Source organism: Parasphingomonas caseinilytica, from assembly GCF_036663755.1.
GTDB lineage: Bacteria > Pseudomonadota > Alphaproteobacteria > Sphingomonadales > Sphingomonadaceae > Sphingomonas.
The window spans coordinates 23,900-39,126 of the sequence record NZ_JAXOJL010000004.1 but is presented as its reverse complement, the minus strand read 5'-3'; the positions used below and the strand labels follow the sequence as shown (position 1 = coordinate 39,126).

General features: G+C 63.5%; 14 protein-coding genes and 1 tRNA gene. 11 read left to right on the top strand and 4 right to left on the bottom strand.

The window, feature by feature from the left end; genetic code table 11:
- Positions 1-28: 28 nt before the first annotated feature.
- A complete protein-coding gene (locus U1738_RS10155) occupies positions 29-1,117 on the bottom strand; it encodes a Gfo/Idh/MocA family protein (RefSeq protein WP_332788941.1) in 1,089 nt (362 codons plus the stop codon).
- A 24-nt stretch (positions 1,118-1,141) separates the two neighbouring features.
- Between U1738_RS10155 and U1738_RS10150 the strand changes: the two genes are divergently transcribed.
- From U1738_RS10150 to U1738_RS10125, 6 genes are all read left to right on the top strand, one after another.
- A complete protein-coding gene (locus U1738_RS10150) occupies positions 1,142-2,050 on the top strand; it encodes an aldo/keto reductase (protein ID WP_332788940.1) in 909 nt (302 codons plus the stop codon).
- Positions 2,047-3,129 (top strand): LLM class flavin-dependent oxidoreductase, encoded by a 1,083-nt coding sequence (locus U1738_RS10145; RefSeq protein ID WP_332788939.1) that lies wholly within the window; start codon positions 2,047-2,049, stop codon positions 3,127-3,129. Before U1738_RS10150 ends, U1738_RS10145 begins: the two co-directional genes overlap by 4 nt.
- 130 nt (positions 3,130-3,259) lie before the next feature.
- Positions 3,260-3,859 carry an NADPH-dependent FMN reductase gene (locus tag U1738_RS10140; protein ID WP_332788938.1) on the top strand — a complete coding sequence of 200 codons (600 nt, stop codon included), beginning with the start codon at positions 3,260-3,262 and terminating at the stop codon, positions 3,857-3,859.
- Positions 3,852-5,078 carry a molybdopterin-dependent oxidoreductase gene (locus U1738_RS10135; RefSeq protein WP_332788937.1) on the top strand — a complete coding sequence of 409 codons (1,227 nt, stop codon included), beginning with the start codon at positions 3,852-3,854 and terminating at the stop codon, positions 5,076-5,078. Before U1738_RS10140 ends, U1738_RS10135 begins: the two co-directional genes overlap by 8 nt.
- Entirely contained in the window at positions 5,075-5,476 is a 402-nt protein-coding gene (locus U1738_RS10130; protein WP_332788936.1) for a cytochrome C nitrite reductase, read from the top strand. Before U1738_RS10135 ends, U1738_RS10130 begins: the two co-directional genes overlap by 4 nt.
- Entirely contained in the window at positions 5,473-5,931 is a 459-nt protein-coding gene (locus tag U1738_RS10125; RefSeq protein WP_332788935.1) for an SRPBCC family protein, read from the top strand. The genes U1738_RS10130 and U1738_RS10125 overlap by 4 nt, the downstream gene beginning before the upstream one ends.
- A gap of 25 nt (positions 5,932-5,956) precedes the next feature.
- On the opposite strand, the gene U1738_RS10120 is transcribed toward U1738_RS10125, so the two are convergent.
- The gene (locus U1738_RS10120; protein WP_332788934.1) at positions 5,957-6,826 is read right to left on the bottom strand and encodes a 3-hydroxybutyryl-CoA dehydrogenase; all 870 of its coding nucleotides are present in this window, start codon (positions 6,824-6,826) and stop codon (positions 5,957-5,959) included.
- Between the two features lie 105 nt (positions 6,827-6,931).
- On the opposite strand from U1738_RS10120, the gene U1738_RS10115 reads away from it, so the two are divergent.
- Entirely contained in the window at positions 6,932-8,728 is a 1,797-nt protein-coding gene (locus tag U1738_RS10115) for an aminopeptidase P family protein (protein WP_332788933.1), read from the top strand.
- On the opposite strand, the gene U1738_RS10110 is transcribed toward U1738_RS10115, so the two are convergent.
- Positions 8,718-8,855, bottom strand: coding sequence for a hypothetical protein (locus tag U1738_RS10110; protein WP_332788932.1), 138 nt, complete (start codon positions 8,853-8,855; stop codon positions 8,718-8,720). The genes U1738_RS10115 and U1738_RS10110 overlap by 11 nt on opposite strands.
- A 67-nt stretch (positions 8,856-8,922) precedes the next feature.
- Between U1738_RS10110 and U1738_RS10105 the strand changes: the two genes are divergently transcribed.
- From U1738_RS10105 to U1738_RS10090, 4 genes are all read left to right on the top strand, one after another.
- Positions 8,923-8,997, top strand: a tRNA-Thr gene (locus U1738_RS10105).
- Positions 8,998-9,812: 815 nt separating this feature from the next.
- Positions 9,813-10,049: an RNA polymerase sigma factor gene (locus tag U1738_RS10100; RefSeq protein ID WP_332788931.1), complete on the top strand. Its 237-nt coding sequence runs from the start codon at positions 9,813-9,815 to the stop codon at positions 10,047-10,049.
- Positions 10,050-10,145: 96 nt separating this feature from the next.
- Positions 10,146-11,063, top strand: coding sequence for a HEPN domain-containing protein (locus U1738_RS10095; RefSeq protein ID WP_332788930.1), 918 nt, complete (start codon positions 10,146-10,148; stop codon positions 11,061-11,063).
- Between the two features lie 901 nt (positions 11,064-11,964).
- Positions 11,965-14,379 carry a PAS domain S-box protein gene (locus U1738_RS10090; protein ID WP_332788929.1) on the top strand — a complete coding sequence of 805 codons (2,415 nt, stop codon included), beginning with the start codon at positions 11,965-11,967 and terminating at the stop codon, positions 14,377-14,379.
- Between the two features lie 569 nt (positions 14,380-14,948).
- Here the strand turns inward: U1738_RS10090 and U1738_RS10085 are convergent.
- Positions 14,949-15,221 carry a heme oxygenase-like domain-containing protein gene (locus U1738_RS10085; protein WP_332788928.1) on the bottom strand — a complete coding sequence of 91 codons (273 nt, stop codon included), beginning with the start codon at positions 15,219-15,221 and terminating at the stop codon, positions 14,949-14,951.
- Between the last annotated feature and the right edge of the window lie 6 nt (positions 15,222-15,227).

Below are 15,227 nucleotides of genomic sequence, written 5' to 3'. Positions count from 1 at the left end.
CTTTGCCACGGCAAAGCCCCGCTTCGTCTCAAAGGCCCAATTCGCTCATTTCCACCACGCGGTGCTCACGCGCGCTGATCTCCGCCGCCGTGCCGATCGCCACCGCCATCAGCCCGTCGCGCGCCGTCACCTCCACCTTGCCTTGCCCACGCACCGCCGCGTTGAACTTCTGGTGTTCATAGAAGGTTGATCCGTGATGGCTGCCGGCGTTCAGCGCGGTCTCGTCGGTATGGACCACGCGGCGCGTCGCCTGCTTGGCATTGCGGAACCCGACGCGCGGCGAATGCACGATCGCGCCTTCGGGGATCAGCACCTCGAGCCGCGCCCGGTCGCCGACCGCTGCGATCTCCTCCTGATTCTCCGCCCCGTCGGCGAACATGGACAGATCGAGCATCGCGCGCACGCCATTCGCGAAATCGACCGTCGTATAGCTGTTGTCGATGATGTCGGGCGTCTCGCCGCCGTACCGCTCGTCGAGATGGTTCACGTCCATCGCGCCCGAGCAATAGACCCGCACCGCCTCGCTCTGCGTGATCAGCCGCATCAGATCGAAGAAATGGCAGCATTTCTCGACCATCGTGCCGCCGGTGTTGCGGCTGAAGCGATTCCAGTCGCCGACCTTTTCGAGGAACGGGAAGCGATGTTCGCGGATCGACAGCATCTGCAACCGGCCGATGCGCCCGTCGTGGATTTCCCGGATGAATTCGGCGGCGGGCGGCATGTAGCGATATTCCATCGCCGTCCAGAACACCTTGTCCGACGCTTCCGCCTGCTCGACGATCCAGCGCGCATCGGGGATCGTGGTGGCGATCGGCTTCTCGCACAGGATGTGCAGCCCCGCATCGAACAACGGCGCCAGCACCGCGCGGTGGGTGTAGTTCGGGCTGGCGACGATCACCGCGTCGCACAGGCCGCTCTTCGCCAGCGCTTCGGCCGAGTCGAAACTCGTCACGGCCCCTGCCTTGTCGCCCAGCGCCTTCAGGCTCCAGTCGATCGACGTCGCGGTCGGATCGGCCAGCGCCGTAATCACCGCGCCCGGCGTGATCGCCAGATTGTTGATATGCTCGACGCCCATCATGCCGGCGCCGACCAGACCATATCGTACTTGCTCTCCCAACGATCTCGCCCTTATATGACAACGATGTCTGAAACCCACCTTACACCCGAAATGCGGCCGCTCGGCAAGAGCGGATTGCTGGTCTCACCTATTGCCTGGGGGATGTGGCGCTTCGCCGGCGTGTCGCCTGCCGAGGGCAAGGCCTTGATCGAGGCGGCGTTCGACGCCGGCGTGACGCTGTTCGACACCGCCGACATTTACGGTTTCAACGGCGAAGGCGGGTTCGGCGATGCCGAGTCGCTGCTCGGCGATATCCTCGCCGATTCGCCCGGGATGCGCGACCGCATGGTCCTGGCGACCAAGGGCGGCATCACCCCGCCGGTGCCGTACGATTCGAGCGCGGCCTATCTCGAAGCGGCGCTCGACAATTCGCTGCGCCGGATGAAGACCGACCGGGTCGACCTGTACCAGATCCACCGTCCGGACATCCTCGCGCACCCGCAGGAGGTCGCCGCGACGCTCGAGAAGATGGTCGCATCGGGCAAGGTCCGCGCGGTCGGCGTGTCGAACTACACGCTTGCGCAGACGACGGCGCTGGCCAGCTACCTGACGATCCCGCTCGCCACCGTGCAGCCGGAATTCTCGCCGCTGGAACTGGATCCGATCACCTCCGGCCTGCTCGATCTGACGATGGAGCGCGACATCGCCGTGCTCGCCTGGTCGCCGCTGGGCGGCGGCCGCATCGCCGAACCGGGCAACGCGCGCGAACACGCCGTCGCCGCCGCCCTCGACAAGAAGGCTGCGGAAGCCGGAGTCAGCCGCCCCATCGCCACCTACAGCTGGATCACCACCCACCCGGCGGGGGTGATCCCGATCGTCGGCACGCAGAATGCCGGCCGCATCGCCGAGATCGCTGACGTGCATAAGGTACGCTGGTCGCGCACCGAATGGTATGACGTGCTGGTCGCATCGCGCGGGGAGAAACTGCCGTGACCAATCCGCCCCCTACTAATCCCCCGTGCGAGATCTCCTGGTTCTCCGCGCTGTGCGATGACGATTACGAATTTCTCGGGGTGCCCGACGCCAGGCTGAAATCGAGCTGGGAGCATTGCCGCGACATCGTGTTGCAGGCCGAGACCGGCGGGTTCGACAATATCCTGCTCCCCTCGGGTTATCAGCTCGGCATCGACACTACTGCCTTTGCCGCCGCGATCGCACCGATGCTGCGCCGCATGGCGCTGCTGATGGCGGTGCGCATCGGCGAAAGCTGGCCGCCGCAGTTGGCGCGCCAGATCGCGACGATCGACCGGCTGCTCGGGGGCCGCCTGACCGTCAACATCATCTCCAGCGACCTGCCCGGCGAAACGCTGGCCAGCGCCCCACGCTACGCCCGCACGGTCGAGGCGATGCACATCCTGAAGACCTTGCTGAACGGCCAGCCGCTCGATCACGATGGCGACTTCTGGAAGCTGAAGGTCGATCCGCCGCGCGTGGGCACCGTCTCGGGCAAGGCACCCTTGCTCTATTTCGGCGGCCTATCGCCCGACGCCCGCGATGCCGCTGCCAAAGGCTGCGACGTGTTCCTGATGTGGCCGGATAAGCAGGAGACGGTCGCGGCGATCATCGCCGACATGACCGCGCGCGCCGCCGCTTATGGCCGCACGCTGAAATTCGGTTACCGCGCCCATGTCATCGTCCGCGATACAGAGGCCGAGGCCCGCACCGCCGCCGATCGCCTGCTGTCGAAGCTGGACGATGCGGAAGGGGCCGCGATCCGCGCGAAATCGCTCGATTCCGCCTCGACCGGCGTCGCCGCGCAGGCCGCGCTGCGGGAGAATGCCGCCGACGACGGTTATGCCGAGGCCAATCTGTGGACCGGCGTCGGCCGCGCCCGCTCGGGCTGCGGCGCCGCGATCGTCGGCGATCCCGATCAGGTGCTCGCCAAGATCAACGCGTATCGCGACATGGGAATCGAGGCGTTCATCCTGTCGGGCTATCCGCATGCGGCGGAGGCCGATCTGTTCGCACGGCACGTACTGCCCAATATCGACCACGCACCGTTCGCGCGGTGACATTCACGGGGCACTGACCCATCGTTCGGCCCCGGACTTGATCCGGGGCTGTCGAAGCCCTGTTCTTCTTTTCCACCGCCGTTAGAAGTACGGTCCTTCGACAAGCTCAGGACGAACGGAAGAAGGTATAGTGCCGAAAACGAGTCAATCTTCCGAACAACCACTGGTCGTCGGCATCGGCGGCACGATCGGCGGCATGTCCTCCACCGAACGCGCGCTGAAGATCGCGCTCGATGCGGCGGGGCGCGAGGGGTTTCGCACCCGCATGTTCGGCGGGGTCGAGATGGGGCGGTTGCCGCTCTATGATCCCAAGGCCGCCACGCGCACGCCGGACGAACAGGATTTCGTCGAAGCGGTGCGCGGTGCGTCGGCGCTGATCATCGCATCGCCGGGCTATCACGGCAGCATTTCGGGCGTGGTGAAGAACGCGCTCGATCTGCTCGAGGAAACCGCACGCGACGCGGATCGCCCGTATCTCGCCGACATGCCCGTCGGCCTGATCGCCACCGCGTATGGCTGGCAGGCGACCGGCAGCACGATCGCGGCCTTGCGTTCGATCGTCCACGCGTTGCGCGGCTGGCCCACGCCGTTCGCCGCGGCGATCAACACGCAGATCACCAAGTTCGATGACGAAGGCGGGGCGAACGATCAGGCGGTGGTCGATCAATTGTGCATGGTCGGGCAGCAGATCGCACGGTTCGCGCCGCTATCGTTGCAGACCAATGGCTGAAATGGACCGCCGCCGCGCGCTCGGCCTGATCGGGTTGGGTGGAGTAGGACTGGGCGGGGCAGGGCTGGCAAGCGCGCCGGTCTGGGCGCAGGGGGTATTCGATCTCGGCCTGCCCGGCGGCAATGGTGCGCGTGCCGTCGCTGGGGGCTTTCCGGGCAAGGGCAACATGATCCTGCAGCGCGCCCGCGCGCCGTTGCTCGAAACGCCGATGGATGCGCTCGACGGGCAGGTCTTCACCCCCAACGACCGGTTTTTCGTGCGCTGGCATTACAGCGATATTCCGACTTCGGTCGATGTGCGTACGTTCCGCCTGAACATTGGTGGAGCGGTGCGGCGACGGCTGAGCATTTCGCTCGCCGATCTGCTCAAGATGCCGCGAGTCGAGATCGCCGCGATCAACCAATGTTCGGGCAATTCGCGAGGGCATTTCTTTCCCCGCGTACCCGGGGCGCAATGGGGCAATGGCGCGATCGGCAATGCGAAATGGGTCGGCGTCAGTTTGCGCCACCTGCTCGATCTCGCCGGTGTCGCGCCGCATGCGGTGGCGGTGCGCGTGGGTGGCCTCGACAAGCCGCCGCCCGGTGCCGCGCCGTTTGAGAAATCGCTGACGCTCGATCATGCGCGCGATGGCGAGGTGATGGTCGCGTTCCAGATGAACAATATGCAATTGCCGATGCTCAATGGGTTTCCGCTGAGGCTGATCGTGCCCGGTTGGTATTCGACCTATTGGGTCAAGGCGCTCGACCGGATCGAGGTGCTGGATGCGCCGGACACCGGATACTGGATGGACAAGGCGTATCGCATTCCGGACACGCCGGGCGCGAACGTTGTGCCGGGCGCGAAGGATTTCCCGACCGTGCCGATCAATCGCATGATCCCGCGCGTCTTCTTCACCAATATGGCGGACGGTGCGAAGGTCGTGGCGCATTCGCCCTTCTACATTCGCGGGCTGGCGATGGGCGGGACGAGCGCGGTCGCGCGCGTCGATCTGTCGATGGATGGCGGGCGTAGCTGGCACGCCGCGCCGCTCGGGCCAGATCACGGCAAATACGGCTTCCGCCTGTGGGAGGCGACCGTGCCGCCCCAGCCGCCGGGCGATTACGGCATCGCGGTCCGCTGCACCAATGCCGCCGGGCAGACCCAGGTTCGGCAACCGACCTGGAACCCCGCCGGGTTCATGCGCAACGCGATCGAGAGCATAAGGGTGACGGCGGCATGATCGGGCGCAACATCGCGATCGCCGCGGTGGCGATCTTCGCTGTGCTCGCGGTCGGCTGGCTGGCGCTGATCCACCGCGTCGATCCGGTCGCCACGCCGGTCGCCGCCACCGCGCCCTCGGTGTCGGGCGGCGGGGTGACCCTGGTGTCGGACAGCATCACGCTTCCCGACGAGGTCGCTGCCTTGCCTGCGACGCCCGGCAGCGACCTGATCACCGCCAATTGCACCGCCTGCCATTCGCCCGAGATGATCCTCGCCCAGCCGGCGCTGAACGCGGAGAAGTGGCAGGCGACGATCGACAAGATGCGTGGCGTCTACAAGGCACCGATCGCCCCGGCCGACGACAAGGCGCTGATCGCCGCGCTCACCGCGCTGCCTGCGCAAGTGAAGCCCAAGTGACCGACGGGATCCGCTGGCCGCCCGGTTTCGCGCCGGCGGACAGCCCGGTCCATGTCGTCAACTGCATCGAAACGACGATCGCGCCCGACCTCGTCTGGGCCCGCCTGATCCACGCCACCCGCTGGCCGGCGATCTACGCCAATGCGCGCGATGTGCGGGTGGAAGGCGGCGGCGCGGATCTGTTCGCCGACGCCCGCTTCCGCTGGAAGACGTTCGGCGTCGCGCTCGATACCCGCGTCGTGGAATTCGAACCCGAAACGCGCATCGCGTGGATCGCGGAAGCGTTCGGCATACGCGCCTATCACGCCTGGCTCATCACTCCACTCGCCGACGGCGGCTGCACGATCCTGACCGAGGAAACCCAGCACGGCTGGGTCGCCCGCATCGGCCGCCGCCTGTTCCCGCGACGGATGGAACATTGGCACCAGCGCTGGCTGGAGGCTTTGGCGGCGTAGGATCAAGGGCAGCGCGAAGGCGGATCTACCGCGTCGGCACCGGCTCCGCGCCCGAATAATCGTAGAAGCCGCGCCCGGTCTTGCGCCCGAACCAGCCCGCCTCGACATATTTCACTAGCACCGGCGCCGGCCGGAACTTGGGATCGCCCGTGCCCTCGAACAGCACGCGCGTGATCTCCAGGCACGTATCCAGACCGATGAAATCGGCGAGCGTCAGCGGCCCCATCGGATGATTGAGGCCCAATTGGCAGGCCAGGTCGATGTCCGGGATCGTCGCCACGCCCTCGCCGAGCGCAAAGCACGCCTCGTTGATCATCGGCATCAGCACGCGGTTGACGATGAACCCCGGCGCATCATTGGCGCGCACCACCTTCTTGCCCAGCGCCTGCGCGTATTTCTCCACGGTCTCGACCGTCGCATCCGACGTGGCCAGCCCCCGGATCAGCTCGATCAATCCCATAACCGGCACCGGATTGAAGAAATGCACGCCGACGAAGCGGGCTGGATCGGGCGAGGCTTGCGCCAGCCGCGTGATCGGGATCGACGACGTGTTCGACGCCAGCACCGCGTCCGCGCCCAATACCTTGCCGACCTCGGCGAAGATCGCGCGCTTGATCTCTTCGCGCTCGGTCGCCGCCTCGATCACCAGACCGCACGGTGCCATGTCGGCGACGCTGTGGATGCATTCGATCCGCGCCAGCGCCTCGTCGCGCGCGGTGGCGGTGATCTTATCCTTCGTCACCAGCCGGTCTAGCTGCTTGGCGATGCCGGCCTTGCCCGCTTCCGCGCGCTCCTTGGAGACGTCGGACAGCAATACGTGATAGCCCGCCTGCGCCGAAACCTGCGCGATGCCGGCACCCATCTGCCCGGCCCCGATCACCCCTATCGTCTGCATCCCGAAATCTCCTTCGCTGCCGCTCCTAAGCAATCACCGCCTGTTGCGCACGCGGGAAATCTGCCAGAAGCATCGCCGATCCGATCGCTGCCGGGAACCCTTCCGATGTCCACTTACGCCGACCGCCTCCGCGCCCTGCGCGACCAGTTGAAGCGCGACCGCCTCGACGGCTTCGTCGTGCCGCTGACCGATGAACACATGAGCGAATATGTCGGTGCCTATGCCCAGCGTCTCGCCTGGCTCACCGGCTTCCAGGGCTCGGCCGGTGCCGCCGCCGTGCTGCCTGAGGACGCGGCGATCTTCACCGACGGGCGCTACACGTTGCAGGTGCGCCAGCAGGTCGATGGCGCGCATTGGCAGTACGTGCCGGTGCCGGCCGTCAGCATCGCCGATTGGCTGGGCGAGCACGCGCCCGAGGGCGGGCGGATCGGTTACGATCCGTGGCTGCACACCCGCGCCTGGGTAGAACAGGCGCGCACGGCGCTGGCGGCGCGCGGGGCGGAGCTGGTCGCGGTCGATACCAATCCGGTCGATGCGATCTGGCCCGATCGTCCGCAGCCTTCGGATGCCAAGCTGACCGTGCAGAACGACGATCGCGCCGGCGCGTCCTCGGCCGAGAAGCGTGGCGTCATCGCCGATTGGCTTGCCGAACAGAAGGCCGATGCTGTGGTGCTGACCGCGCTCGATTCGATCGCCTGGGCGCTGAACGTCCGCGGCGGGGATGTCGCGCACACGCCGGTCGCTCTGGCCTATGCGATCGTCGATGCCGACGGCACGGCGGACCTGTTCGTCGCACCGGACAAGATCGGCGAGGACGTCGCAAAGCATCTCGGCAACGCCGTGCGCGTGCGGCCGCGTGCCGATTTCGCCGACGCGCTCGGCATCTATGCCGGCAAGCGCATCGCCGCCGACCCCGAACGCGCGGTGGCGGCGATCTTCGATGCGCTCGAGGCCGGTGGCGCAACCGTCATCGCCGAGCGCGATCCCGTCGTGCTGGCCAAGGCGCTAAAGAACCCGGCGGAGATCGCCGGCCACCGTGCCGCCTCGGCGCGCGACGGCGCGGCGCTGGCGCGCTTCCTGCGCTGGTGCGAGATCGAACTGCCCAAAGGCGGCCAGAGCGAACTCTCCGCCGCCGCCAAGCTGCAGGAATTTCGCGAGGCGACTGGCGTATTGCTCGACACCTCGTTCGACACGATCTCCGCGACCGGCGCCAACGGGGCCAGCCCGCATTATCATGTCACCGAGGAATCGAACGCGCCGATCGAACCGGGCCAGCTCTATCTGGTCGATTCGGGCGGACAATATGCCGATGGCACGACCGACGTGACGCGCGTCGTCCCCGTCGGCACGCCTACGGACGAGATGCGCGACCGCTTCACCCGCGTATTGAAAGGCCATATCGCGCTCGCCAGTGCGATCTTCCCGCCCGGCACGACGGGGGGGCAGCTCGATGCCTTCGCGCGCCGCCCATTATGGGAAGCCGGCCTGGATTATGCGCACGGCACCGGCCACGGCATCGGTGCATATCTGTCGGTACACGAAGGCCCGCAGCGAATCGCCCCGCCCAATTATCCCGGTGGCGGCCCGGCAGAGCCGTTGCGCCCCGGCATGATGATCTCGAACGAGCCGGGCTATTACAAGGCCGGCGAATACGGCATCCGCATCGAGAATCTCGTATTGGTCGAGGCCCGCGTCTTCCCGCACGGCGACGCGGACATGCTCGGGTTCGAAACGCTGACCTTCTGTCCGATTGAGCGCAGCCTGATCATCGCGGACATGCTAACGCAAGCCGAAAGGGCCTGGCTCGATGCGTATCATGCACAGGTGGTGGCGGTGCTCGGCCCCCAGATGGCAGGAGACGAGCTCGCCTGGCTGAAGGGGAAATGCGCCCCTATCGCTTGAGCGGATCGTCCTCCGGCGTCGGGGCGGGCGAGGGCGCATCGATGCCGCGTGCCTGCGCCTTGCGCCGCCTGAGGTTCTCGCGCAGCGCCGCCGCCAGCCGCTCCGCTTTCTCGTCCTGGTGATTCATTGCCGTCTTCGCCTTGACATTCGCGCCGCCCTCGTCTCTTAGACCGCCTCCGCCGCAAAGTGGAAATGCTGCCGTAGCTCAGTGGTAGAGCGCATCCTTGGTAAGGCTGAGGTCGTGAGTTCAATCCTCACCGGCAGCACCATTTTCTTCAAATAACTCAACTGCTTAGCTTTTCCCTTCGGGGGCTCCTTCGGCGAAAATTCCGAACTGGAAGCGTACTGGAAGCAGTTGGAAATAAGTTTCGGCGCCGCATCACGGAATAGTTTTCGCCGCTAGTGGCCACTTCTGTCGGCACTCGGCAGCTCCACGTCTGTGTGATTGATTCGCCATCGGATAGGCAGCTCGTACCAGCACGACCGCCAGCGGTCCCTCTGACGCCCAGACGTGCGGCGCTAGCGATCAGGCTGTGGATAAGTAGAAGCACGTCCTCGTGCTATCGGCGACCCTTTTGCTCGTGCTTTCGACGACCGAAAACTCGTGCTAACGGCGACCGAAATGCGCATCAAACATCTGATATGTTTGGCGTATTTGCACCCTTAACTGAGCTAACATAGAATCCTACGGATTCTTTCTAACGCTTTTGCGAATTGAATTCGCGTTCGGACGTCCCGCGCTGGCGCGCGGCCATGCTCTACGGCGCTGCGCGCCGCCGAGCCGCTACGCGTCTCGGCCCTCCGGGTGAAGGTCATTGACGCTATGGTTCGGCCTGCGGCCGAACATGCGGACATCGCGGCTCCGCTCGCGATGGCGTGTGCCTGCGGCACACGGATTGCCGGGGTGAGCGTCGCCTCCCTCTAGTCCCGCCCCGACGGCCAGCAAGCCGGGCCTTGCCCGGCTCCTCCGCTTCGCTGCGGCCCTTCGGGTGCATCCCGGCGCTTGCGCGGGACTGCCGGTCTGCTCCTGCCGCTCACCCCGCCATTCCGGCGCCGGTTGCGCTGGTTGAGAAGGAGAAAGGCAGTGAAGTGGCTTCGTCACCTTATCGGGCTCAATTGTCCGCCGGAGGATGCTACGGACCTGAAGCGCCTGGAATATGCGATGTTCAGTTTATCGCGGAGGGACCGGGAGATATTCCTCGCGGTTAGGCTCGACAAGATGACCTATCTGGATATCGCCGACGTCATGGGCTTGTCCGTGAAACAGGTAGAGCGATCCGTGGCGCGGGCGATGGTCGCTATCGACCGGGCGCTATCCTGATCGACCAGGCAGCCCAAGCTGTCGAAAACGATGTGCTCGCCGGTCGACTGCCGGGCGAGCTTGTGCTTCCTAATGATCGCTCGCTAGGACTGGATCATGCGCGATACGCTCGATCATCTGCCGCAATCCAAGCAGCGCGAACTGGCCCATATCGTGCGCGTGCTGTTCCAAGAATTTGAAGCGATGCACGCGCGCGGAAATCAAAAATGGGCTAAGCAAGGCCGCATCCTCAAGGTCGTACTGTACGGTTCATACGCGCGCGGCGATTGGGTCGATGACCCGGTCGGCGGCTACAAATCCGATTACGATATTCTGGTGGTCGTCAGCGACGATCGGCTTACGGAATTCGAGTTCTGGTCCCCCGCCGAGGACCGGCTTATGCGAGACGCGACCATCACCAATGCGCTCACTGCGCCGGTCAGCTTCATCGTGCATTGCCTCAACGATGTGAACGCTCAGCTCGAGCGCGGGCGTCCGTTTTTCAACGATATCGTGAAGCAAGGCGTCGCTTTGTACGACGCCGAAGGCTTTAATTTTGCCGCGCCGCGCGATCTCCCAACCGAAGAAGCGCGCAATGAAGCGCGGCTATATTTTGACGAATGGTTTCCGAACGCGGCGCGCCGAATTCACACTTTCCGCATGGAAATCGAAGAGGCGACGCGTGACCCGAAGTGGCGAAAAGATGCTGCCTTCACTCTGCATCAGGCAACAGAACGCCTCTACCATTGCACGCTTCTGACGCTCACGCTCTACAGTCCGAAGTCGCATCGGCTCACCTTTTTGCGATCTCAGTGCGAACAGATCGCACCGTCCCTAATGCCAGCCTGGCCACGCAGCGATCGATTTTCACGTCGTTGTTTTGAATTGCTACGGCAGGCCTATGTGAACGCGCGATACTCAACGCATTACGAGATCAGCGACGAGGAATTGCGCTGGCTAGGTGAGCGTGTCGCTGTACTGCAGGACCTTGTTGAAAAGGTTTGTGAGCAACGGCTTGCCTTGCCAAACCCCTAATTACGCGGCGTCTGGCAATCAAAAATTTGCGCTGGAAAAGGCTACTTTAGGCTTGCGGCTGAGCCTGAGCCTGCAGATATATGGCAGTGCAAATCCCTTGCAAATAGCGCTGATTTTTGATTCCTGAGATGTCCGCTGGTCCAATCATCTCACTGCATTTCTTCCGGTCGCCGCCCGCGTCGTAATCTTGCGGTGGCGTGGTTTTGCGCATTGTTTCGTAGAGAGGAGGAGAGACCGCTCGTTTTGTCGAGAAGGAGGGGTGATGGCGAGATAAAAGCGCTGCCGTACCGGCATGCTTATGTGATTGGTTGTTAAGGAGGAATTCGTCTGGCACTGTAAAGAGACAGCCAGCACCTTTGAGCCATTACCTCGGTTTCTCAGCATGTTATCGGCTGGCACGCCCTTTCACACCGGTGAGGCGGTACTGGGCTTTAGGCCCATAACGTCAGCCCGCCGCCAGTGAGCGATATCCGATCAAACTGCGGGTTGTTGGGTGAGGTCGTGTATCGAGCAGGTGCGTCGCGCTCGAAGTCCATGCAGGATGTCGAAGCGGATCATGCTCCGCACTGTGAAACTGGATGCTATTGATTGAAGCGGTTCAGCGTTATTGCACGACCGGTTCCTGGGTCAATTTTACCCAAGAGCGGACATTTGACGCGCCTTTGGCTCAAACAAAAATTAGCCGTTTGTTCAGGTGCGTTGATTCACGGGTTTGATGGTTTCAGCTCAGCGCTGATGCCGTTTTTGTGTGAACTTTCCCATTGAGCGGCATTCAGGATTAACGGTCGAATGCCAACGAGGGCGGTGTCAAGACTGGTCGACGTGGGCACCGGCAACCGGATATCTTTTGGACCAAGCTCAGTCTGGTTCACCCGAATTTTCGCCGCTACAAATACCAAGTATGGCAGACAATCATCTCATCGTGACGGACGAATCGCGGCTGACAGCCTTAAAACGGTACCGTGTGCTGGATACGCCGCGCGAAGACGGGTTCGACGAGCTTGCCGCGCTCGCCGCCGAGATCTGTGAGACGCCAATTGCGATTGTCAACCTGATCGCAGGCGACCGCCTATGGTTCAAGGCCGAGGTCGGGCTTGGCGTCGACTCTATACCGATGGAAGGTTCCTTCTGCGGCGCAGCGATGCACAATGACGACTTCCTGCTGGTGCCAGACGCCGCCTTGGACGAGCGTTTTAAATGCAACCCGTTGGTCACTGCAAAAGACGGGCTTCGCTTCTACGCCGGCGCACTCCTGAAGACGCCAGAAGGCTTGCCTATCGGAACGCTGTGCGTACTTGATCACGCACCGCGCTCCCTGACGGAGTTTCAGCAGCGCGCGCTTCGCCAGCTCGCACGGCAAGTCATGACGCAGCTCGAACTGCGCCGCGCGATCTTGGAAGGTGAAGACGCTAAGACCGAACTGGAGCGCAAGGTCACCGAGCGCGCGATGGCGCGGGGCCGAACTTGGCAGGTCAGTCCCGATTTGATGGGCGTCATCGATGTCGACGGTTATTTCGAACAATCAAACCCGGCTTGGCAAACAACGCTCGGCTGGTCGGAGGAGGAGGTGCGGAGCACTCCCTTCCTAGACTTGATCCACCCCGACGACCTCGCCAGGACGCAAGACGCGTGGGAGGACGCGAACGAACGAGGCGCGCCTGCGCTGCGCTTTGAAAACCGCTATCGTTGCAAGAGCGGCGGCTGGCGCTGGTTATCGTGGGTGGCGGTACCTGACGACGGCAAAGTCTACTGCAGCGCGCGCGATATTACCGACGTAAAGGACCGAGAGACAGATCTCGCAAACCGGACAGCTGAGCGCGACCGCATGTGGGAAACCTCGCCTGACCTAATGCTCGTTATCGATTTCGAAGGCGTGTTCCGGCGCGTGAACCCGGCATGGGGCACAATACTTGGCTACGCGCCAGACGAGCTGGTCGGTCGTCACGTAAACGAGTTTGTCGTCCCCGACGACCACGCTGGCACTGTAGGCGCGTACGAACTGGCCGCAGCGGGCGGGTTACCAGTAATCGTCAATCGCTACCGGCATAAGGACGGTACGGTGCGCTGGATCTCATGGACGGCCGCCCCGGCCGAAGATATGACGTATGCAACCGGCCGCGATGTCACCGTCGATCGGGAACGGTCGGCTGAACTTGAATCCGCGCAGGAGGCGCTTCGCCAGAGCCAAAAGTTGGAAGCGATCGGCCAGCTCACCGGTGGTGTCGCGCACGACTTCAACAACCTGCTGACTGTGATCCGCGGTTCGGTCGACCTTCTCCGCCGCGATGATCTCACCGAAGCGAAGCGTGTCCGCTACATCGATGCGATTGGCGACACGGCCGACCGCGCCGCCAAGCTGACCGGTCAGCTCCTCGCCTTCGCACGCCGCCAAGCGCTCAGCGCCGACCTGTTCGACGTTGCGGACTCGTTGAACGAGGTCGCGACGATGCTCCGGACCATGACTGGCTCCCGCATCGTGCTCGACCTTCAAATGCCGCGCGAGCATTTCTTCATTATTGCCGATAAAAGCCAGTTCGACACTGCGATCGTAAACATGGGTATCAACGCACGTGACGCGATGCGCGGCGAGGGTTGCCTGACAATCGCGATGGGCCCTGTGTCGGGCATCCCGCCAATTCGGGGGGAAGCCGCCGTCGCGGGCGACTTCATTGTAGTGACAATCGCCGATACAGGCGGCGGCATCGCGCCCGGCCAGCTGGAAGCCATCTTTGAGCCCTTTTTCACGACCAAGGGCGTGGGCCAGGGAACCGGGCTAGGATTGAGCCAGGTAATTGGATTTGCCAAGCAGTCGGGCGGCGACATCCGCGTGAACAGCACGCCGGGCGAAGGCACGGTCTTCACCCTCTATCTACCGCGTGCCGTGCCGGACGGCGCGATTGTCCAGCAGGAAAGCGGAGTGCCTATCCGCGTCGACGGCGACGGCGCCCGCGTGCTTGTCGTGGAGGACAATAGAGATGTCGGCGATTTTGCAACGGCGGCGCTGCGTGAGCTTGGTTACGATAGCGAGCTGGCGATCAACGCCGAGGCCGCCCTTGCAACGCTGGAAGCGAACGCCGCCCGGTTCAACGTGATTTTCTCCGACGTTGTGATGCCGGGAATGAGCGGCGTGGAATTAGCCGAGGAGGTACGTCGCCGGTATCCTGACCTGCCTGTTGTCCTCACGAGCGGCTATAGCCATGTTCTTGCCCAAAACGGTCATCATGGGTTTGAGCTGCTTCACAAACCCTACTCTGTCGAGCAATTGTCGCGCGTTCTTCGCAAGGCTGTAAACTGGCAATCCTCCCGCTCATCCTAATATGGTGGTGGCGAAACCGGTCGGTTGCGACGCGAGCTCGGCATTAAAATTGTCCGAGTGTTGCAGGTCTCAAGACCCCTATTCAGAATGTCGGCTTCGGAGCGCAGAAAAGTTCTTCGCTACGACCGCCCATGATTGCTGCCTGCCGAGCAACTTCACGGTCCAAAAGACCCAAAGTGCGACATTCGTAAGTGGTTTAGGGCGCCCCAACTTACGACGCTCGTTCATCTGAAGGCGGTAGACGTTTGCGTAAATTTCAGCGGTTCCAGATCGAATAGGGTAGCTAGCAGATTGTAGAGCCGTGTGCGGGAAACGGCCTCACATCGCCGCGGTGGTGCAGCCACACGATGCGGCGCGATGGTACAGATCGAAGCAGGCTGCGGCGCCAAGGGTCGCCTCGCCAAGCCAGCCAGCATTTTGCCGAATCGCCTCGGCGTTGCCTCGCCGATCGCGCGCCATTCCCCCGGGTTGTACCCCGCGGCGAGATATGTGGTAGGAAGTGCGGCGCTAACTAGCTTAGCCAGGATACCGCCGCCGAGCCTCGAACCCTCGACGACATACCAGATGCCTCATCCTCTCGCGCCATTGCCAGCTTCGTCGAACAACATCGGGCACGGCATGGGTTCATCGAGCATCGACAAATCTGCGATGAGTGCGTCTGTCCTGGTCCGTATCGGTGGTAGCTCAGGGTGGCTCTTGAGGAGTGCTTCAACTACCGGCAGTGCACGCGCGTGGGCCAGAAGCAGCTGCGCGTACTCGCGACTGTCGGTCAGATCGTAAGCGCCGAACGTTTGGTCGATGTCCGCGTGAGCATAAGCGGTGCGCGCCCGCAACTCCGACATGGCCGA

Coding starts and splice junctions, on each gene's coding strand:
- U1738_RS10120 (WP_332788934.1), bottom strand. CDS start 6,826: ATGCAGACGATAGGGGTGATCGGGGCCGGGCAGATGGGTGCCGGCATC.
- U1738_RS10095 (WP_332788930.1), top strand. CDS start 10,146: ATGCGCGATACGCTCGATCATCTGCCGCAATCCAAGCAGCGCGAACTG.
- U1738_RS10115 (WP_332788933.1), top strand. CDS start 6,932: ATGTCCACTTACGCCGACCGCCTCCGCGCCCTGCGCGACCAGTTGAAG.
- U1738_RS10090 (WP_332788929.1), top strand. CDS start 11,965: ATGGCAGACAATCATCTCATCGTGACGGACGAATCGCGGCTGACAGCC.
- U1738_RS10130 (WP_332788936.1), top strand. CDS start 5,075: ATGATCGGGCGCAACATCGCGATCGCCGCGGTGGCGATCTTCGCTGTG.
- U1738_RS10150 (WP_332788940.1), top strand. CDS start 1,142: ATGTCTGAAACCCACCTTACACCCGAAATGCGGCCGCTCGGCAAGAGC.
- U1738_RS10135 (WP_332788937.1), top strand. CDS start 3,852: ATGGCTGAAATGGACCGCCGCCGCGCGCTCGGCCTGATCGGGTTGGGT.
- U1738_RS10110 (WP_332788932.1), bottom strand. CDS start 8,855: ATGAATCACCAGGACGAGAAAGCGGAGCGGCTGGCGGCGGCGCTGCGC.
- U1738_RS10085 (WP_332788928.1), bottom strand. CDS start 15,221: ATGTCGGAGTTGCGGGCGCGCACCGCTTATGCTCACGCGGACATCGAC.